Source organism: Nonomuraea sp. NPDC002799, from assembly GCF_053592075.1.
The window spans coordinates 1,984-21,844 of record NZ_JBSFVA010000005.1; the positions used below are offsets into that span (position 1 = coordinate 1,984).

The 19,861-nt window shown below is 70.6% G+C and carries 18 protein-coding genes; 15 read left to right on the top strand and 3 right to left on the bottom strand.

Going from position 1 to position 19,861, the window contains the following annotated elements:
* On the top strand, nt 1–1,729 hold a 1,729-nt coding region (locus ACWD0F_RS11495), incomplete at its 5' end, for a hypothetical protein (protein WP_449874302.1).
* Between the two features lie 53 nt (nt 1,730–1,782).
* Complete coding sequence (locus ACWD0F_RS11500; protein ID WP_449874303.1) at nt 1,783–2,655, top strand: hypothetical protein; 873 nt, start codon at nt 1,783–1,785, stop codon at nt 2,653–2,655.
* A gap of 144 nt (nt 2,656–2,799) precedes the next feature.
* On the opposite strand, the gene ACWD0F_RS11505 is transcribed toward ACWD0F_RS11500, so the two are convergent.
* Nucleotides 2,800–3,726: an MBL fold metallo-hydrolase gene (locus ACWD0F_RS11505; RefSeq protein WP_449874305.1), complete on the bottom strand. Its 927-nt coding sequence runs from the start codon at nt 3,724–3,726 to the stop codon at nt 2,800–2,802.
* A gap of 109 nt (nt 3,727–3,835) precedes the next feature.
* Between ACWD0F_RS11505 and ACWD0F_RS11510 the strand changes: the two genes are divergently transcribed.
* Nucleotides 3,836–4,231 (top strand): single-stranded DNA-binding protein, encoded by a 396-nt coding sequence (locus ACWD0F_RS11510; protein WP_449874307.1) that lies wholly within the window; start codon nt 3,836–3,838, stop codon nt 4,229–4,231.
* A 299-nt stretch (nt 4,232–4,530) separates the two neighbouring features.
* Here the strand turns inward: ACWD0F_RS11510 and ACWD0F_RS11515 are convergent, their stop codons facing one another.
* The gene (locus tag ACWD0F_RS11515; protein ID WP_449874308.1) at nt 4,531–6,039 is read right to left on the bottom strand and encodes a DUF1015 family protein; all 1,509 of its coding nucleotides are present in this window, start codon (nt 6,037–6,039) and stop codon (nt 4,531–4,533) included.
* A gap of 109 nt (nt 6,040–6,148) precedes the next feature.
* Between ACWD0F_RS11515 and ACWD0F_RS11520 the strand changes: the two genes are divergently transcribed.
* Together ACWD0F_RS11520 and ACWD0F_RS11525 are read left to right on the top strand one after the other, a co-directional pair.
* The gene (locus ACWD0F_RS11520; protein WP_449874310.1) at nt 6,149–6,571 is read left to right on the top strand and encodes a tetratricopeptide repeat protein; all 423 of its coding nucleotides are present in this window, start codon (nt 6,149–6,151) and stop codon (nt 6,569–6,571) included.
* A 195-nt stretch (nt 6,572–6,766) separates the two neighbouring features.
* Complete coding sequence (locus ACWD0F_RS11525) at nt 6,767–7,741, top strand: HAD-IIA family hydrolase (protein ID WP_449874312.1); 975 nt, start codon at nt 6,767–6,769, stop codon at nt 7,739–7,741.
* A 376-nt stretch (nt 7,742–8,117) separates the two neighbouring features.
* Here ACWD0F_RS11525 and ACWD0F_RS11530 read toward each other — a convergent pair whose 3' ends face one another.
* Nucleotides 8,118–8,465: an SCP2 sterol-binding domain-containing protein gene (locus tag ACWD0F_RS11530; protein WP_449874313.1), complete on the bottom strand. Its 348-nt coding sequence runs from the start codon at nt 8,463–8,465 to the stop codon at nt 8,118–8,120.
* A gap of 126 nt (nt 8,466–8,591) precedes the next feature.
* Between ACWD0F_RS11530 and ACWD0F_RS11535 the strand changes: the two genes are divergently transcribed.
* The 10 genes from ACWD0F_RS11535 (at nt 8,592) to ACWD0F_RS11580 (ending at nt 19,854) form a co-directional block, all read left to right on the top strand.
* Nucleotides 8,592–9,008, top strand: a complete 417-nt coding sequence (locus ACWD0F_RS11535; protein WP_449874315.1) for a hypothetical protein — start codon at nt 8,592–8,594, stop codon at nt 9,006–9,008.
* A complete protein-coding gene (locus ACWD0F_RS11540; RefSeq protein WP_449874316.1) occupies nt 9,005–9,817 on the top strand; it encodes a TlyA family RNA methyltransferase in 813 nt (270 codons plus the stop codon). Before ACWD0F_RS11535 ends, ACWD0F_RS11540 begins: the two co-directional genes overlap by 4 nt.
* Nucleotides 9,814–10,713, top strand: a complete 900-nt coding sequence (locus tag ACWD0F_RS11545) for an NAD kinase (protein WP_449874317.1) — start codon at nt 9,814–9,816, stop codon at nt 10,711–10,713. Before ACWD0F_RS11540 ends, ACWD0F_RS11545 begins: the two co-directional genes overlap by 4 nt.
* A 144-nt stretch (nt 10,714–10,857) precedes the next feature.
* On the top strand, nt 10,858–12,567 hold the full coding sequence (gene recN, locus ACWD0F_RS11550; RefSeq protein WP_449874319.1) for a DNA repair protein RecN: 1,710 nt from the start codon (nt 10,858–10,860) through the stop codon (nt 12,565–12,567).
* Nucleotides 12,568–12,640: 73 nt separating this feature from the next.
* Nucleotides 12,641–13,837 carry a putative cytokinetic ring protein SteA gene (gene steA, locus ACWD0F_RS11555; RefSeq protein ID WP_449875006.1) on the top strand — a complete coding sequence of 399 codons (1,197 nt, stop codon included), beginning with the start codon at nt 12,641–12,643 and terminating at the stop codon, nt 13,835–13,837.
* Nucleotides 13,834–14,805, top strand: a complete 972-nt coding sequence (locus ACWD0F_RS11560; RefSeq protein WP_449874321.1) for a copper transporter — start codon at nt 13,834–13,836, stop codon at nt 14,803–14,805. The genes steA and ACWD0F_RS11560 overlap by 4 nt, the downstream gene beginning before the upstream one ends.
* Nucleotide 14,806: 1 nt before the next feature.
* Nucleotides 14,807–15,670, top strand: coding sequence for a hypothetical protein (locus ACWD0F_RS11565; RefSeq protein ID WP_449874323.1), 864 nt, complete (start codon nt 14,807–14,809; stop codon nt 15,668–15,670).
* 87 nt (nt 15,671–15,757) lie between these two features.
* On the top strand, nt 15,758–17,359 hold the full coding sequence (gene murJ, locus ACWD0F_RS11570; RefSeq protein ID WP_449875008.1) for a murein biosynthesis integral membrane protein MurJ: 1,602 nt from the start codon (nt 15,758–15,760) through the stop codon (nt 17,357–17,359).
* A 49-nt stretch (nt 17,360–17,408) separates the two neighbouring features.
* The gene (locus ACWD0F_RS11575) at nt 17,409–18,695 is read left to right on the top strand and encodes a glycosyltransferase family 4 protein (RefSeq protein WP_449874325.1); all 1,287 of its coding nucleotides are present in this window, start codon (nt 17,409–17,411) and stop codon (nt 18,693–18,695) included.
* 175 nt (nt 18,696–18,870) lie between these two features.
* Nucleotides 18,871–19,854: a TerC family protein gene (locus ACWD0F_RS11580; RefSeq protein ID WP_449874327.1), complete on the top strand. Its 984-nt coding sequence runs from the start codon at nt 18,871–18,873 to the stop codon at nt 19,852–19,854.
* The last annotated feature ends 7 nt before the right edge of the window (nt 19,855–19,861 follow it).

Sequence of the window (19,861 nt, forward strand, 5' to 3'; positions counted from 1 at the left end):
GGCGGCTACGGTGATCGCGGTCCTCGTCGTGAGGGTGGCGGTTATGGTGACCGTGGTCCGCGTGCTGAGGGTGCATCTGGTGACCGTGGCCCGCGTCGTGAGGGTGGCGGCTACGGTGATCGCGGTCCTCGTCGTGAGGGTGGCGGTTATGGTGACCGTGGTCCGCGTGCTGAGGGTGCATCTGGTGACCGTGGCCCGCGCCGTGAGGGTGGCGGCTACGGCGACCGCGGACCCCGCCGTGAGGGTGGCGGTTACGGCGATCGTGGTCCGCGTACTGAGGGTGGATTCCGCGACAACCGCGGTCCCCGACGTGACGGTGACGATCGTGGGGCTGGCGGCAACGAGCGCCGTCCGTACAGGGACCGGGACGATCGTGGCGGTGCGCCGCGTGAGGGCGGGGAGCGTCGTCCGTTCCGTGAGCGGGATGACCGTGGTGGTCCTCGTCGTGAGGGTGGTTACGGTGACCGCCGCGAAGGCGGGTCCGGCGATCGTGGCCAGAGCCGCGAAGGTGGGTTCCGTGATGATCGCGGCCCGCGCGGTGAGGGCGGCTACGGTGCGCGGCGCGAGGGGTACACCCCGCGGCGTGAGGGTGGTTTCGGCGACCGCGGCCCTCGGCGCGAGGGTGGGTTCCGTGACGATCGTGGCGGTGCGCCGCGTGAAGGCGGGGAACGCCGTCCGTTCCGTGAGCGCGATGACCGTGGTGGTCCTCGTCGTGAGGGCGGTTATGCGCGGCCTCAGAGCGGTTCGAGTGACCGGCCCCAGAGTGGTTCAAGCGAGCGGCCTCAGAGTGGTTCAAGCGAGCGGCCTCAGAGTGGTTACGGCGACCGTGGGCCCAGGCGCGAGGGTGGCTTCCGGGATGACCGGGGTCCCCGTCGTGACGGTGGTGACCGGGGGCCGCGCCGCGAGGGTGGCTTCAGCGGTGACCGTGGGCCGCGCCGTGAGGGTGGCGGCTACGGCGATCGCGGTCCCCGTACTGAGGGTGGCGGCTACGGTGATCGTGGGCCGCGCCGTGAGGGTGGCTTCGGCGGTGACCGGGGGCCGCGCCGCGAGGGTGGCTTCGGTGATCGCGGGCCCCGTACTGAGGGTGGCGGCTACGGTGATCGTGGGCCGCGCCGTGAGGGCGGTTTCGGTGGTGACCGTGGTCCCCGTCGTGAAGGCGGCGGCTACGGTGATCGCGGACCCCGCCGTGAGGGCGGCTTCAGCGGTGACCGCGGACCCCGCCGTGAGGGCGGCTTCAGCGGTGACCGTGGGCCGCGTCGTGAGGACAGCGCCGGTGGTGACCGTGGGCCGCGCCGTGAGGGTGGCGGCTACGGCGATCGTGGTCCCCGTCGCGAAGGCGGCGGTTACGCCGACCGTCGTGAGGGTGGCTCGCGTCCGTTCTCCAGGGAAGGCCGTGAGGGCTCCGGAGAGGGGACTCGCGCCAGGTTCGGGCGGCCCGACCGCGAGGCTGAGGCCCCGCAGCGGGAGCCGCTGCCCGAGGTCGCTCCCGACATCACCGCCGAGGAACTCGACAAGGAGGTCTTCGAGGAGCTGCGTGCGCTGCCTGGGGACCTCGCCGAGCTGGTCGCCCGGCACCTGGTGGCGGCCGAGCGCGCGCTCGCGGAAGACGAACCGGAGCGGGCACACGAGCACACCAAGGTGGCACGCAGGTTCGCGGCTCGCATCGGTGTCGTACGCGAGGCCGCCGGCATCGTCGCCTACCGCGCGGGGCACTTCTCCGAAGCGTTGAGCGATCTGCGGGCTGCCAGGCGGATGACGGGTTCGGAGGCGTACCTGCCGGTCATGGCCGACTGCGAGCGCGGCCTCGGCCGTCCGGAGCGGGCCATCGACCTCGTACGTACGCCCGAGGCCGAACGCCTCGACCGGGCCGGGCGCATCGAGCTGGCCATCGTCGAATCGGGCGCCCGCCGCGATCTCGGCCAGCACGATGCCGCCGTGATCACGTTGCAGCGTCTGCCCGAACTGCGTGACCCGCAGCCCAAGCCCTGGTCGGCGCGGCTTGCGTTCGCATACGCGGACGCACTGGCCGAAGCCGGGCATCAGGACGCGGCCACCGACTGGTTCGGCAGGGCGATGGCGTTCGACGAGGAAGGTGAGACGGAGGCCGCCGAGCGGTACGCCGAGCTCACCGGAGCAGTCATCGAGGACCTGGAAGAGGACTTCGACGACGCTTCCGACGAGGACTCCGAGAACTCCGAGGACGACCTTGAGGTCTCCGAGCGGGATCTTGAGGCTACCGAAGGAGAGCGCGAGGACCTCGACGGAGATCTGCAGGAGGACTCCGAGGACTCCGAGGAGGACCTTGGCGACAACCTTGCCGACTACGACGAGGACGAAGAAGAAGACGACGAGCTTGAGGACGACGAGTCTGAGGACGACGAGGAGGCGGACGACGCCGCTGCTCTCGCTGAGGCCGGCGATCTCCTGAGCGGCGAACCGGCGCGCGCCGATGCTTCGGACGAGGACACCCGGCCAGTCGCCGAATCCGACTCCAGCGCTGCTCAGAACGGTACGGCTGACGATTCCGAGGTCCCCGCGGCGCCGGCGCAGCCGGAGATCCGGGGCATCACGCCGGCGTTCATCGAGCCTGACTTCGGCGACAAGTTGGACGAGTCCGACGCAGCACCCGAGGACAAGCGCAAGACCGACAACTGATGTCGTGCTCCGCCGCACCGGATCGCTCCGGTGCGGCGGAGTTGGTCGTCTGCGTGGCCTGCTGACCAGGGGGTTACGACGCCCGGGCATTGTGAGACGCCTCCGGTTGATGAGACTCCGGGATTCAGGCGCGAACCCTGGCGATCACGGTGAGACGCGGTCGAGCCAGTGAAGAATGCCTGCGACGTTCGACGGCGCCCCGCTCAGCAACTCGAACTGCTCGCCTCTCTCGTCGCCGGATTCGAGTGCGGTGTAGCGCTCTTTGGTGCGGTCCCGGACCATGGCCACGGCGTGGTCGAGGTCCATGCCCTCGGAATGCGCCTGCCGCGTGAGATCAACCCAGACGCGGAGCTCTTCCGCAGAACGTTCAAGAGTCTCCTGGACGGCCTCAACGGGCCCATAGTGGCTGAACAGCAGCCGTTGCGGCCCCAGCGCCGCGAACAGGGCGATCGAGTCGAGCGCGGTCTCCAGGTCGAAGTCCGGCGGAGGCGTCGCGGGACGCAGATCACCCGAATCAGGCAGATACACCCCGGCCGCGTCGCCGACGTACAGATCGCCCGTGGCGGAGTCGACCAGGCCCACGTGGTGTTTCGCGTGCCCGGGAGAGTAATGGCTGTTCAGGGTGCGTCCGTTGCCGAGGTCGATGGCTCCGGTGTCGCCGAGGGCGACGATGCGTTCAGCTTCCGTGGGGGACAACTCGCCGAACAGCGTGTCGAGCCGATCACCCCACACCATCCGCGCGCTGGCCATCAACCGTGACGGATCGGCCAGATGGCGCGCGCCCTTTTCATGTACGACGATCTGCGCGGACGGGAAGAACGCGGCCATGTCGCCCACACCACCGGCGTGATCCAGATGGATGTGCGTCACCACGACGGTGGCCAGGTCCTCCGGTCCGACGCCGAGCGAGGCGAGCGCGTCACGGACGACGGGGGCGGAGGTGGATGTGCCGGTCTCCACCAGGCACGGCCGGTCGCCCAGGATCAGGTAGCCGGCTGTGATGCCGGTATATCCGGCCATTCTGGTGTCAATCTCATAGACGTCGCCGCCTAGAGCGGTGATGTTGTCCACAGGCACTCCCGCGTTCAGCCGTTATCCCCAGAACGGCGTTCCAGCCGATCCGGCCTCCCCCTCATCGTAGAGAGTGATCTCCAACAGAGCACCGATAGGAGGACAGGCAGTGGACCGAAACGAAGTCTCGCTGGTGGGGCGGCTGTCAGGCGCGGTGGAGGAGCTCGATCTGCCGAGCGGCGACACTGTGACGAAGTGGCGCATCATCGTGCGCCGCCGCCGGCACAGACGTGGGGCGGCTCTGACGGACAGCATCCCGTGCGTCACCTTCGACCCGGAGACGGCCGCCGTGGTCCGACGCCTCAAACCGCGCGACTACATCGAGGTGACGGGAGCCTTCCGCTGCCGGGTGTTCGGCCCGACGGCGGCCAAGATCTGGCGATATGAGGTGGAGGTGAGCGGCGCCAAACCGTTCGAGGCCGAGCTCCCCGCGCCCGGCGACCCCGCCAAGCCCTTCACCGTCATGGTTCCCCCGCAGGTGGCCTACCTGGAGCCGGCGAGCTGAGCTTTGGCCGGACATCCATGCGGGCATGCACGTGACCCATGCGCTGGTGCCTTTGGGACTTTCGAGACGGTGCTCCTTCGGTCGGCGGGTTCCTGCCTGCGGGCAGGGTGCGGCTCCGATGAGGTGGGGGAAGACGGCCTGAGCCTCCAGGGGGTCGGGGGCGCTGGTCGTGCCGCCCGCGACCAGGAACGGCCGGCTCGTCCAGGGCGAGGCGGCGTCAGGGCACGAGTCTCGCCTTCGGCGTCGCGTCGGGCGCTCGGAGCGGGCGGGTCTGACGGGTCGCGGCTCGGGAGGCGCGGTCAGTCGATGGCGAACGTGCGGAGGACCAGGCCGGTCCTGGGTTTGGGACCGAAGGAGGTGGATTTGCGGGGGACTCGTTCACCGCCTGCGGCCACGGCCAGCACAGCCGTGGCGGACAGCGGCTTCAGGATGACAGCGGTGCCGCCGGTGCGCACGGCCAGCCGTACTGCGGCCTCCGTGTCGTGGTGGACGATACGCACGGCCTGCTCGTCGTCCTGCATGCCCCACACCTTCGGCAGCACGAACTGCGTGAGGACGGAGGTGTTCAGGGAGTTCCAGCGGTCGGAGTGGTCGGCCGGCATGGCCTGGGCGAGTTGCACCGGGTCGGGATCGGTGAGCAGGTGCGTCCCGCTCTCGCCGGCGAGCAGGAATGCCGGCTCCGCGGCCTCGTCGAGCGCGGCCAGGCCCTCAGCCAGGTCGCCGTAGTCCTGAACGCGCCACGATCCTCTGGCCTTGGCCGTCGCCTCCGGCAGGGGGAGGCCGGGGATCACTCGGTGGATGGCCTTCAGGTCGGGCGGGTAGGCGGTGGAGTCGACGAGCAGGGCGAGCCCGGAGTCCCATGGCCCGATCGCGGGGGAGGGTTCGCCGGGCTCGCCGGTCGCCCTGCGGTCCTGGCCGGAGCGTCCTTCCGGGGAGCCGTCCGCTCGATGATCTTCCGCGGGCCGGGTGCGACGGGGGTCGCCGCCGTGCCTGGCGTGTTCCTGACGCTGGAGGACGCGGTACGTCGCGTACCGGTGATGGCCGTCGGCGATCAAGGCCTGGCGGTCATGGAGGTCCGCGTTGATCATGGCGATCTCCGCCGGGTCGGTGATCGCCCAAAGGCGGTGGCTGAGGCCGTCTTCGGTGTGTGCGGACACGAGAGGAGATCGTTTGGCGGCCACCTCGTCCACGAGGCGGGTGGCCGCGCCGCCTGCGCCGTCATAAAGAAGGAAGATGGGTTCGAGGTTGGCTTGGGTGGTGCTCATGAGGGCGAGCCGGTCGGCGATCGGGCCCGGGAGGACATCCTCGTGGGGGAGGATGATGCGCTGTCCCGGGTCGGCCAGGCCCACGTCGCCGATCAGGCCACGTTGCAGGACGCCCGGTCCGCTCTGCTCGTATACGTAGAGGGCCGGCACGTCGTCCGGCACCAGGACGTGTGAGTCGAGCCAGGCTCTCAACGTGTCCCGAGCCGCGGCGTACCGGGTATCGAGCGGTGCCTCGGCCGGTGCCTCCGCCGGTGCCTTGGCCGGTGTCCCGAGCGGTGCTCCTGGTGCGGTTCTGATCGATATTGATGGGGGTGCGGTGGCCGGTGTTTCGGCTAGTGGCGCGGGTGAGGCGCAGGGAAGGATGAGCCGGACGACGTTGTTGGGGTGGGAGTCCAGGAGGGCGCCCACGTCGGCGTCGGAGATCAGATCGTAGGGTGGGGAGGTCACCTTGGCGGGATCTTCGACAGCGAAACGTACGCCTCGGAAAGGCCGTAGCACCAGTCCATCCGGCACCGGCAGTTCAGGAATCCCCATACCGGGCATGCTCCCATAAGTGCGCGCGCCTCCCGGAAGTCGCCTCGTGGTTGTAGTCGTCCCCGTTCCACAGCAGGGCGGACGCGACGGTCGTTCAACGATGAAGGAGTCCTCACGCATGGCTCACGAAGGAAACGTCCACGACGAAACCCCCGGCGCTCCCGGCGGTGGGGTTTATGACTGGTATCAGCGTGGCGTGAAGTTGTTGAAAGAAGGCAGCCCCGCCGCTGCCGCCGCGCTGCTGGAGCGTGCTGCCGCGGCCGAGCCCGACTCGCGCAGCATTCTGGAGGCGTTGGCCCGGGCGCAGTTCAACTCACGGCAGTACTCCGAGGCCGCGGTCAGTTTTCGCCAGATCGTCGACGCCAATCCGGCGGAGGATTACGCGTACTTCGGGCTGGGGTTGTCGTTGTGGCGGACGGGAGATGTCGAGGGGGCTCAGGAGCCGCTGGCGATCGCCGTGGCCATGCGGCCGGATGAGCGGCATTACGTGTCGGCGTTAAAGAGCGTGCGCGCGACTTTGCGGGCTCGGCGGGAAATGTAGACGTGAGGTCGGAGGGACACCTCCCGATCACCCCACGTCAGGGCCTGACCGGCAGGGCCGTCGTCGTGGGATGGGGTCGGATCGCGTTCTCAGTCGGTGAGGTTCAGGGGGCGACATGGTGATCCTCTCTGCTGAGAGGTACGAGGGCGACGCTAGAGTCACACGCGGCGTGCGAGTCGAACAGGAAGAGGCGCTGTGCTGATCGACGGCTTTGACACCCTGCTGCTCGACCTCGATGGCGTGGTCTACCTGGGCAGTCATGCGGTGCCCGGGGCTCCGGCCGCGCTGGAGGATGCGCGGCGGCATGGCGTACGGCTGGCGTATGTGACCAACAACGCCTCGCGCACGCCCGCCGCCATCGCGGCGCATCTGCGTGAGCTGGGGGCGCCCGCGACGGCCGCCGATGTGGTCACCTCTGCGCAGGCCGCCGCCCGGCTGGTCGCCGAGAGGGTGCCGCCCGATTCGAACGTGCTCGTGGTCGGCGGGTCCGGGTTGCGGCTGGCCCTGCGGGACCAGGGGTTGCGTCCTGTGTCGACCGCCGCCGAGTCGCCGGCCGCGGTGGTGCAGGGCATCGCGCCGGGGCTGTCGTACGGGCTGCTGTCGGAAGGGGCGCTGGCGGTGCGGCAGGGGGCGTTGTTCGTGGCGTCCAACGGCGACAGCACGATGCCCACCGGACGAGGCGAGTTGCCGGGGAACGGCGCGATGGTGCGGGTGATCGCCGCCGCCACCGGAATCGAGCCCGTGTACGCGGGTAAGCCGGATCCGCCGTTGCACCGCGAGTCGATGATCCGTACGGGTGCGCGGCGGCCGCTGGTCGTGGGCGATCGGCTGGACACCGACATCGAGGGGGCGTCCAACGCGGGAGTGGAGAGCCTGCTCGTGCTGACGGGAGTGGCTTCGGCGGCCGACGCGCTGACGGCAGGGCCGCGGCACCGGCCCACCTACGTCGGAGAGGATCTGGGCACGCTCCTGCTGCCCTATCCCCAGGTGCGGGACGGCTCCTGCGGAGGATGGCGGGCCTGGTGGGAGGACGGCACGCTGAGGCTCGACGGGGATGGTAGTCGTGCCGACGGGCTGCGGGCCGCATGCGACGTCGCCTGGGCGGTGGCCGGTGACGGGCGGATCGATGAGGACGCGGTCAAGCCGGTATTGCAGCGCTTGGGGTCTTGAGATCTCTGCGGGGCGGGTGCCGAGCCGGGCCGATCAAGCTGTTCGTCACGACGTGGGTGCCGTGCCGGGCCGATCAAGCTGTTCGTCACGACGCGGGTTCCTTTGTCCGCTGGTAGCCCCTGGGGAGATCTGCCGCAGCACGTAGGCGAGGCGCCGGCGTGTCGCCACGGCCGCCCGAACCACGCCGAACCCGCACATCCGGCGCCGAGAACCCGCACATCGGGCGCCGAACCCGTACACCCGGCGCCGTGCCCCCGCTCAGCGGGAGCAGCGTGGGCGCCACCCTGATCGTGGTCGTCCTGCCCGCTCCGTTGGGGCCGAGCGGGCCGAACATCTCTTCGGGCGCGATCGCCAGAACCAGGCGGTGGACGGGCCGTCAGATCAGCCTGCGCAGGCGCAGCAGGTCGCCGAAGCTCGCGTCGATCTTCACGCGTCCCCCGAGCAATGCCCGTGCCAGGTCCAGCTCCCCGTCCACCAGTGCCACCAGGTCGGCGCTCGCGATCGTGAGCTTGACGTCGGCCGGCTTGCCGTCCGCCGGAGGCTCCACCGTGAACGGGTCGAGCCCCCCATGGTGCAGCCGGCCGTGGAAGATCACGTCGAGGTCGGGCACCCGGCAGCTAACCGTACGCTCTACCACGTGCTTGGCACGGTCGGTCTCGTCGATCTCGTCGAACTGGGCGACGAGCTTGGCCAGTGCCGTCCGGCACTCCTCGACGCTTGCCATGATGCGTATCCCTTCTTCCCTTTGCGGACGGTAGCGTTCCACATCAGCAGCACCCCCGTATGAGCTTCAACGCTTGACACGCCTGCCAAGGTCCCGGCTGCTCGCGTGAGGCGTTACGGTCGAGTCATGAGTGAGCTGCCGGAGGAGAGCGGCGATGAACGGGTCGACGCCATCGTGGCCGGCCTCGCCCGGCTGGGCGAGCTGCCGGTGAGCGAGCACGTGGCCGTCTTCGACGAGGCGTTCTCGGGGCTGGAGAGCACGCTCGCGGACGCCGCGGACGAGCAGGCCACAGGTGAGCACGCCGCTACAGGGCCGCTCACAGGTGAGCGTGCCGCTTCAGGACAGGCGTCAGGTGAGCGTGCCGGTTCAGGACAGGGCGGCGTTGAGCACGCCGGAGGCGGGCAGAGTGGTGGTGGGCGTGCCGGTTCAGGGCACGGTGCCGCTGAGCGCGCCGGAGGCGGACAGGGCGGCGGTGAGCGTCCCACGCCCTGGTCGGTCGCAGGTGGGCGGCCCGTTCCCGGACCTCCCATGGGCCGCCCGTGAGCCGGAGGGTCCGCCTCGACAGCGAGCTGGTGCGCCGGGGCCTGGCCAGATCGCGTGAGCAGGCGGCCCAGCTCATCGACGCCGGCCGGGTCAGCATCGGCGGCCAGCAGGCTCACAAGTCCGCCACCCAGGTCGACACCGCCTCCGCCATCGTCGTGGCCGCATCGGCGGACGGGCCCGACTACGTTTCGCGCGGAGCGCACAAACTGCTCGGCGCGCTGGAGACGTTCGAGAGCCTGTCGGTGGAGGGCCGCCGCTGCCTCGACGCGGGCGCCTCCACCGGCGGGTTCACCGATGTGCTGCTGCGCCACGGCGCCGCGCACGTGCTCGCCGTCGACGTCGGCTACGGCCAGCTCGCCTGGTCCCTGCGCACCGATGAGCGGGTGACCGTGCTGGAACGCCTCAACGTGCGCGATCTGACGCCCGGCATGGTCGGCGAGCCGCCCACACTGGTGGTGGGCGACCTGTCGTTCATCTCGCTGCGGCTCGTGCTGCCCGCCCTGGCCTCGGTGGCCGCGCCGCGGGCCGATTTCGTGATGCTCGTCAAACCGCAGTTCGAAGTGGGTAAGGACCTCGTGGGCGCGGGCGGTGTCGTACGCGATCCGGGGTTGCGGGCCGGTTCCGTGCGCGACGCCGCCGCCAAGGCGCGGGAGCTGGGGCTGTCCGTGCGCGGTGTGACCGCGAGCCCGTTGCCGGGACCGTCGGGAAATGTGGAATACCTGCTCTGGCTGGGCAAGGGAGAAGGCGAGCCGCCGGTCGCCGACCTCGAGGCCGAGATCCAGCGGGCCGTCGCGGAAGGGCCGCAATGAACCGGACCGTGCTGGTCGTCGTCCATACCGGGCGGTACGCCGCCGTCGAGAGCGCTCGCCTGGTCATCGAGCGGCTGGTCGACGCCGGCATCTCCGTCAGGGTGCTGGATTCGGAGGCCGGCGAGATCAACTGCGGCGGCGCCGCTGCGGTGCCGGGCGATCCGAGTGCGGCCAAGGACGCCGAGGTCATGATCGTGCTGGGCGGCGACGGCTCGTTGCTGCGCGCGGCCGAGCTCGCCAAGCCCGCCGGCACGCCGCTGCTGGGCGTCAATCTCGGGCACGTCGGGTTTCTGGCCGAGGCCGAGGTCGCCGACCTGTCGGCGGCGGTCGACAGCGTCGTGGCCGGGCGCTACGACGTCGAGGAGCGCATGACGGTCGATGTCGTCGCCAGGCAGAACGGCCGGGTGCTCGCCGACACGTGGGCGCTCAACGAGGTCAGCGTCGAAAAGCGGGAGCGCATGCTCGAAGTCGTCGCCGAGATCGACGGCCGGCCGCTGTCGCGGTGGGGATGCGACGGCGTGATCTGCGCCACTCCGACGGGCTCCACCGCCTACGCCTTCTCGGCGGGCGGCCCCGTGGTGTGGCCGGAGGTGGAGGCGCTGCTCATGGTGCCCATCAGCGCGCACGCGCTGTTCGCGCGGCCGCTGGTGGTCTCGCCGCGCTCCACGCTGGCCGTCGAGATTCTGCCGGACACGCCAGGGGGCCTTCTGTGGTGCGACGGCCGCCGCAGTTTCGAGGTGCCCTCGGGCACGCGGGTGGAGGTCCGCAGAGGCGCCGAGCCCGTACGCCTGGCGCGCCTGCACGGCGTGGAGAGCACCGGCGCGCCGTTCACCGACAGGCTGGTGGCCAAGTTCGAGCTTCCTGTTCAGGGTTGGCGCGGAAGGGTGCGGCCCTGACTGAACGGCGGGCAGACCGCGTAGGATCACGTGAGCATGGTGGGCCGCGCCCAGCGGTCCCTCACGGGCGGCGGCGTCTGCGCCCGCAGGTGTTCGGAGACGATCCGCGTGACCGACAGACACGGCAGTGAACGGGAGTGGGCAGTGCGACCAAGGGTCGAGGAGGTCCGCATCCAGGGGCTCGGCGTCATCGATGAGGCCGTCCTCGAGCTTTCGCCGGGCTTCAACGTGGTCACCGGCGAGACCGGCGCGGGCAAGACGATGGTCGTCACCGGGCTCGGGTTGCTGTTCGGCGGCCGGGCCGATCCTTCGCGTATCCGCCCGGGGGCGGACAAGGCGAGTGTCGAGGGCACGTTGGTCATCGAGACGGGCGGCCGCGTCGCCCAGCAGGTCGAGGACATCGGCGGCCAGATCGAGGACGGCGAGCTGATCATCTCGCGCACCGTCTCGGCCGAGGGCCGGTCCAGGGCGTGGCTGGGCGGGCGCACGGTGCCCGTCGGCACCCTGACCTACCTGGCCGACGATCTGGTGGCCGTGCACGGGCAGATGGACCAGCAGCGGCTGCTCCAGCCCGCCAGGCAGCGGGCCTCGCTCGACCGTTACGCCGGTGACGAGCTGGTCAAGCCGCTGCGGGCCTACACGGTGGCGTACAAACGGCACAAGCAGGTCGGTGCGCTGCTCGACGAGCTCACCACCAGGGCCAGAGAGCGCGCGCAGGAGGCCGACCTGCTGCGCTTCGGGCTGGAGGAGATCGAGAAGGTCGATCCCAAGGCGGGCGAGGACGTCGAGCTGCGTGGCGAGGAGGAGCGGCTGTCGCACGCCGACGCCCTGCGCAGCGCCGCCACCACCGCGCACACGGCGCTGCTGGGCGATCCGATGGAGGCCACCGGCGGCCCGCACGACGTGATCTCGCTGCTCGGTGAGGCACGGGTGGCCGTGGACGCCGTACGCGACTTCGACCCCGACCTCGCCGGCGCCGCCGACCGGCTGGCCGAGGCCGGTTATCTGATCTCCGACGTGGCCACCGACCTGGCGGCGTACGCCGAGTCGATCGAGGCGGATCCCGCGCGGCTGGCGGCGGTGCAGGAACGCCGGTCGCTGCTGACCGGGCTGATCCGCAAATATGCCGCGGACAGCGCCGGTGTGCTGGCCTGGGCGCAGCAGTCCGCCGCCCGGCTGGGCGAGCTGGAGGGCGACGACGACCGCATCGGCGAGCTCACCCGCGAGCACGAGGAGCTCACCGCCCGGCTGACCGATCTGGCCGCCGAGCTCACCGGGGTGCGCGAGAGCGCCGCCGAGCGGTTCGGGCAGGCCGTGACCGAGGAGCTGACGGCGCTGGCCATGCCGCACGCCCGGGTCATCGTGCAACTCGCCCAGAGCGAGGAGTTCGGTCCCGAGGGCCGTGACGAGGTGGAGCTCCGGATGGCGGCGCATCCCGCCGCGCCGCCGCTGCCGCTCAACAAGGGCGCCTCCGGAGGCGAGCTGAGCCGCGTCATGCTCGCGATCGAGGTGGTGTTCGCCGGTGCGGACCCGGTGCCGACGTTCGTGTTCGACGAGGTCGACGCTGGGGTGGGCGGCAAGGCCGCGGTGGAGATCGGGCGCCGGCTGGCCAGGCTCGCCCGCACCGCGCAGGTCATCGTGGTCACCCACCTGCCGCAGGTCGCCGCGTTCGCCGACCAGCATCTGGTGGTCGAGAAGGCGAGCGACGGCAGCGTCGTGCGCAGCGGCGTCGTCACGCTCAACCACGAGGGCAGAGTGCGCGAGCTGTCCCGCATGCTGGCCGGGCTGGAGGACTCCGAGCTGGGCCGCGCGCACGCGGAGGAACTCCTGGGGCTGGCAGCGGCAGACCGGTGATCCTGGGTGACAAAGTGGACACGCCGCGTCATGCGTGGCCTGTGTGCTGTTTCGCTCTGGCAGGATGGTCATGATGAAGGTTCCGGGGAGCAGGTTGCCGGGCCTCCGCGGTAGGAAGGTCGGTGACCTTCCCGGCGTAACGGCAGTGGCGAGAATCGACCGGCGCACCAAGAGGCTTACGAAACGCCTCAAGCCCGGAGAAATAGCGATTATCGATCACGTTGACGTTGACCGGGTCAGCGCGGAGGCGCTGGTGGCATGCGGCGCGGCGGGTGTGGTCAACGTCGCTTCCGGCATCAGCGGGCGCTATCCCAACCTGGGGCCCCAGATTTTGGTCGAGGCGGGCGTGCCGTTCGTCGACAACGTCAATCCGGAGTTGTTCGAGCGGGTCAAGGACGGCGACGTCATCCGGCTCTGCGACGGCGTCGTCTACCTCGACGACGACATGGTGGGCAAGGGCGACCAGCAGACCGCCGAGGCCGTAGAGGCCGCCATGGCCGAGGCCCGCGCCGGGCTCTCCGTGCAAATTGAGGCTTTCGCCGTCAACACGATGGAGTACGTTCGTGGTGAAGGCAAGCTCCTCATCGACGGAGTCGGCGTGCCTGAGATCCGCACCCACATGGAGGGCAGACATGCCCTCATCGTGGTGCGCGGTTATCACTACAAGGAAGACATCGCCACCCTGCGCCCCTACATCCGCGAATACCGGCCCGTTCTCATCGGCGTCGACGGCGGAGCCGACGCGCTGCTGGAGGCCGGCTATCTGCCCGACGTGATCGTGGGCGACTTCGACTCGGTCTCCACCAAGGCCCTGACCTGCGGCGCCGAGCTCATCGTGCACGCCTACCGCGACGGCAGGGCGCCCGGCCTGGAGCGCGTGCACCAGCTCGGCCGCGAAGCCGTGATCTTCCCCGCCACCGGCACCAGCGAGGACATCGCGATGATCCTCGCCGACGACAAGGGCGCCGAGCTCATCGTCGCGGTCGGCACCCACGGCACGCTGGAGGAGTTCCTCGACAAGGGCCGCTCCGGCATGGCCAGCACCTTCCTCACCCGGCTGATCATCGGCAGCAAGCTCATCGACGCCAAGGGCGTGAGCCGGCTCTACCGCAGCCGCATCTCCACTCCGCAGCTCCTGCTGCTCGTGGTCACGGCGCTGATCACCATGAGTGTCGCGCTCATCTCCTCGCCGATCGGCCTCACCTGGCTGAACGGCCTGCAAGACGCCTGGAACGCCTTCATCTTCTGGTTGGTCGGACTTTTCTCGTGATCGATTTCCGCTATCACCTCGTCTCCATCGTCGCCGTCTTCCTGGCCTTGGCCGTGGGCATCCTCCTGGGCACGACGTTGCTCCAGGACCCCGCGATCGACCTGGCCAAGCGCACCAGCGACGAGTTGACGAGCACCAACAACGGCCTGCGGGCCGACCTCGACACCCTGCGCGGCAGGGAGGCGGGCAACGACGCGTTCATCACCAGCGCGACGCCGGAGATGGTGGCGGGCTCGCTCACCGGCCAGCGGGTGGTCCTGATCGAGACGCCCGGCTCCAGCTCGTCGATCCGCGAAAGCACCCAGCAGGTCCTCGACCAGGCCGGCGCCGAGTTCACAGGCCGGGTCACGCTGACGGAGAAATTCCTCGACCCCAAGGGCAAGGGCGTTCTCGACGGCCTGGTCAATCAGCTCAAACCGGTCAACATGGTCTTCCCGTCCACGGCCACGAGCTGGGACAGGGCCGCCGCGCTGCTGGGCGCGGCCCTCCTCACCAACGACCCGGCCCAGATGAACACCCCTAACCCCGCCACCGCCGACGTCATCGACACCTTCGAGACCGGCGGGCTGCTCAGCATCGATGGCGAGGTGACCAAACGGTCCACGCTGGCGGTGATGTTCGCGCCGGAGAAGCCGTACGAAGGGGAGAACGCCGAAGTCCAGGCCCGCGCGCTCGTGTCGGTGGCCGACGGCTTCGACGCCGCGGGCAAGGGCACGGTGCTCGCCGGCTCCGACGCCACCGCCGTCGCGGGCGACGCGGTCAGCGCCGTACGTGACGAGGGCGACATCTCCAAACGGGTCTCCACCGTGGATACCGCCGATATGCCGGTGGGACGCGTCGTGATCGTCTACTCTCTCCGGGAGCAACTGAACGGCCGGGCCGGCCAGTACGGCATCGGCAAGGGCGCCTCGGCGCCGATGCCTCCGGTGGCGACCCCCAGCCCGGCACCCACCCAGTCAGGGAGTTGACATGCCTGCCAGCCGGGCTCGTGGCCTGCTCTGCGCCCTCGCCGGCGCCGCGATCGGCGCCGTGGCCGCCCGTGCCGCCTATGCCGCCTTCACCCGCGACCGGCAGGCCGACTTGAGCGGCCGCTGGACCCGCAAGAACCACCGCGGCGAGCCCATCACGCTGCTCGAAGGGCCCGCGTTCGTGGCGGGCGCCGGCGCGGCGGCCGCGCTCACGCCCGGCCTGCCGGGCCGGCTGCGCCTGGCCGCACTGGTGGCGGGCGTCGGCAGCGGCACGCTGGGCGCCTACGACGACCTCTACGGCAGTACGTCCTCCAAGGGCTTCAAGGGACATCTGACCGCGCTCGCCCGCGGCGAGGTCACCAGCGGCGCCGTCAAGATCCTCGGCATCGGCGCCACCGGCCTCGCCGCCGCCGCCCTCATCTCCCGGAGCCCGGGAGACACCCTGGTCAACGGCGCCACCATCGCCGGGGCCGCCAACCTCGCCAACCTCTTCGACCTGCGTCCCGGCCGGGCCATCAAGGTGGGCCTGCTGGCCGGCGGCCCGCTGCTCGCCGCCTCCGTCTTCCGCGGCTCGCCCGCCGCGGCGGCGCTGGCCGCCGTTCCGCTGGGCGCCGCGGCCGCGCTGCTGCCCCAAGACCTCGGCGAGCGGGCCATGCTCGGCGACGCCGGAGCCAACTCTCTCGGCGCCCTGCTGGGACTCGCCGCCGTCACCACGCTGGGGCGGCCCGGCCGCTACGCCGTGCTCGGCACCGTCGTGGCCCTGACGGCCGCCGCCGAGAAGATCAGCTTCACCAAGGTCATCGCCGCCAATCCCGTCCTCAACCGCCTCGACATGCTCGGCCGCCGTCCCGTCGCCTCTGCGTGATCGGCTTCGCGCGTTGTCGGTGCGGCCTGCCAGGATGTCCTGCGTGAACGTGACCGGGTGCGAGCCTGAGGAGGCCGGGTGCCTGCGATGACGGCGCGTGGCGTCGCGGGCGGGGCCCTGCTCATCGGAGCGATCACCGTGCTGGCGCGCATCGCCGGCTTCGCCAAGCAGTATGCCTTCGCCCAGACCGTCGGGACCAACTGCCTGTCCACCGCCTACATGACGGCCAATCAGATTCCGAACATCGTGTTCGAGGTCGTCGTCGGCGGGGCCCTCGCCGGGATGGTCGTTCCCGTGCTCGCCGGAGCGGCGCAGTCCGCGGCCGGGCGCGAGCGGGTGAGCCGGATCGGCTCCGCGCTGCTGACGTGGGTCGTCGTCGTGCTGGTGCCGCTGGCCGCGCTCATCGCGCTGTTCGCCGGTCCGATCATCGGCCTGTTCTTCGGCGGGGCCATCGACGGATGCGCCGACGCCGGCGCGGTGACGGCGCTCGCCACCCGGATGCTGGTGGTCTTCGCCCCCCAGATCCCCCTGTACGGCGTCGCCGTGGTCCTCTACGGCGTGCTCCAGTCGCACCAGCGGTTCGCCGGCCCCGCGGTCGCGCCCCTGGTGTCCAGCATCGTGGTCATCGTGGCCTACCTGCTGTTCGTGCCGTTCAGCGGCGGGGTGAGCGACCCCGCGGCGGTGCCCAGGCCCGCGGAGCTGGCGTTGTCGGTGGGCACGAGCCTGGGCGTGTTGTCCCTGGTGCTGGCGGTCATCGGCCCCACGGCCCGGCTCGGGATCCGCTGGCGCCCTGCGCTGCGCTTCCCCGACGGGGTGGCGGGGCAGGTGCGACGGCTGGCGGCGGCGGGGATGGCGGCGCTCCTCGCGCAGCAGGCCGCCATGATCGTGGTGCTGCTGCTGTCCAACAAGCGGATCGGCAACGGCGCGATCACCGTCTACAACTACGCCTGGGCGATCTACCTGGTGCCTTACGCGGTGCTGGCCGTGCCCATCGCCACCAGCGCCTTCCCCAGGCTGTCCGCGCTGGCGGGCGAGCCCGAGGCGTTCTCGGCCCTCGCGGCGCGCACCACGCGGGCCGTCGTGCTCGTGTCAGGGCTGGCGGCGGGGGTGCTGGCGGCCGCGTCCTCGCCAGGAGCCGTGGTCTTCCTCGGGCTCAAGACCGAGGTGCCCGCGCCCGAGCTGGCGGCGGCGATCGCGCTGTTCGCGCCGGGACTGGTGGGATACGGGCTCATCGCGCATCTGAGCAGGGTGCTGTACGCCGCGGATCGCGGCCGGGAGGCCGCCACGGCGACCGTGGCAGGCTGGGGGGTCGTGCTGGTCGCGCAGATCGTCTTCGTGCTGGTGCTGCCCGACGGGTGGAAGGTCGGCGGGATGGCGCTCGGGATGAGCGTGGGCATGAGCGTGGGCGGGGCGCTGCTGCTGGCCTCCGTGGTGCGGGCCCGGGGGCGCGCGGCCGCGGCCGGGCTGCTCAGAGCCGGTGCGGCGGCGGCTGCGAGCGGGCTGCTGGGATGGCTGGCCGGGTCGGGCGTGGCGGGATGGCTCAGAGCCGGCGGCATCTGGCCGAACGTGGGGGCCACCGTGCTGGCCGCCGTCGTGGCGCTGGCGGTCGGGGCCGTGGTGGTGGCGGTCGTGGATCGGCCGGACGCCGAGGCGGTGATGGGGCTGCTGCGTCGGGGTGGGACGGGCTGAGGGCGGTTCGGCAAGTGGGTTCAGGCGCAGGGGTGCGAGGAGCAGGTTGATGCGGGTGGCTTTCGTGTTGGGCACCACGTCCGGCGGCACGGGCCGGCATGTCCTGATGCTGGTGGAGGGGCTGGTCCGGCGCGGGCATCAGGTGCTCGTCGCAGGGCCAGGGAGCGTTGAGGAGAAGTTCTCGTTCGCCGCGGCCGGCGCGCGTTTCGCGGAGGTGGCCGTCTCGGATCGGCCGCATCCGGCCGGTGACCTCCGCGCGGTGCTCGCGATCAGGAGGCTGACGCGAGATGCCGACGTGGTGCATGCCCACGGACTGAGGGCCGGGGCGCTCGCGGCGCTGGGGAGGAGCGGTCGCCGGGCTCAGAAGGGCGGACATCCGTCGAAGGGCGGAGGAACGCTGGAGGGTGCGGGGGAGCTGGAAGGGACAGCGGGTCCGCGAGTGTCCGAAGGTGGGCGGGCGTCCGAAGGTGGGCGGGCGTCCGAAGGCGAATGGGTGCCCGAGGGTGGGCGGGTGCCCGAAGGCGAGCGGGTGCCCGAAGGTGGGCGGGGTGGTGGGGCGGCTTTGGCCGTCACGCTGCATAACGCGTTGACCGCCGGTGGGTTCGTCGGGGTCGTCTACGGGGTGCTGGAGCGGATCGTGGCCCGGCGGGCCGATCACGTGCTGGTCGTGTCACCCGACCTGGGGGAGCGGATGCGGGAGCTGGGCGCTCGCGACGTGCGGGCCGCCGTGGTGGCGGCGCCGGCGCCAGGCCCGGCGAAGCGCACCCCGCAGGAGGTCAGGGCCGAGCTGGCGGCCGGGGAGCGGCCCGTTCTGCTGACGATCGCCCGGCTCGCGCAGCAGAAAGGGCTCGACACGCTCCTCGACGTCGCCGCCGGCCCCTGGGAGGGCGGCGTGCGGCCGCTGTTCGTGGTGGCCGGCGAGGGGCCACTGCGGAAGGAGCTGCAGAAGAGGATCGACGCCGAGCGGCTTCCCGTGGTGCTGCTCGGCAATCGCGACGATGTGCCTGATCTGCTGGGGGCGGCTGTCGCGCTGGTGATGCCGTCGCGCTGGGAGGGTCAGCCGCTCACCCTGCGCGAGGCACTCATGGCGGGGCGGCCGGCCATCGCCAGCGCCGTAGGTGGGATTCCAGAAATTTTGGGACATGGTGGGATCCTGGTGCCGTACGGGGACGTGGAGGTGCTGCGCGGGGCCCTGCACGAGCTGCTGAGAGAGCCGGGAACTGCGGAAAGACTCGCCGCGGCGGCCACCCGGCGAGGGCGGGAGATGCCCGGCGGAGACGATGCCGTGCGGAGTGTCATGGGCGTATACAGGTGCGACGGCGCAGCGGATGATTAGGTGCGCTGGGGGCGTTCTCGTATACTGCGTGGGTTAGGGAGGGGAGTATCCCTTCGCGACAGCCTCGTCATCACGGTGCAGCCCCGCTCCACGGGGCCCCCGGGGCTGCCGGTCCGCAGGTTTGCGCGGGCGGGAGAGACCTCCGGCACTGAGTCGTGCATGCCGGAGGGTTTGAGTGGGCGTACCCGTGTGGGCCTGGATTGCCGTAATCGGTGGTCTTCTTGTTGTGCTCGCCATTGACTTGTGGATCGTCGACCGCGGTGAAGCCCGCGAGTTCTCCATGCGGCAGGCCGGTTACTGGGTGACGTTCTACGTCGCCCTGGCAGCGGTCTTCGGCGTGGTGTTGTGGATGACGGCGGGCGGTGCCAAGGCGGGTGAGTTCTTCGCCGGCTACATCACCGAATACAGCCTGAGCGTCGACAACCTCTTCATCTTCTTCATCATCATGAGCCGCTTCGCGGTGCCCCGGGCGTACCAGCACAAGGTGCTGCTCGTCGGCATCCTGCTCGCGCTGGTCATGCGCGGCGCGTTCATCGCGCTCGGCGCCGCGGCGCTGGAGCGGTTCAGCTGGCTCTTCTACGTGTTCGGCGCCTTCCTCGTCTACACGGCGGTCAACCTCGTCCGCCAGCACCTCAAGGGCGATGAGGAGGAGTTCAGCGAGAACGTGCTGCTGAGGTGGGTGCGCAGGGCGTTCCCCACCACCGAGGGGTATGTCGGCTCCAAGGTCACCGTCAAGATCGACGGCAGGCGCATGGTGACGCCCATGCTCATCGTGATGGTCGCGATCGGAAGCACCGACCTGCTGTTCGCGCTCGACTCGATTCCCGCCATCTTCGGGCTCACCAAAGACCCTTTCATCGTCTTCACCGCCAACGCATTTGCCCTGATGGGGCTACGTCAGCTTTACTTCCTGCTGGGGGGGCTGCTCCAGCGGCTCGTCTACATCAGCTACGGTTTGGCGTTCATCCTCGGGTTCATCGGGGTTAAGCTGATATTGGAGGCGTTGCACGCCAGCGAGGTCTCCTGGGCGCCCGAAATTCCCATCTGGGTGTCGCTCTCGGTCATCGGCGCGACCATGGTCATCACCACCGTGGCGAGCCTGATCAAAGCCCGCATCGACGCGCGCAAGGGCGAGGAAACGCATCCAGAGCAGGTCTAGCGAAAAG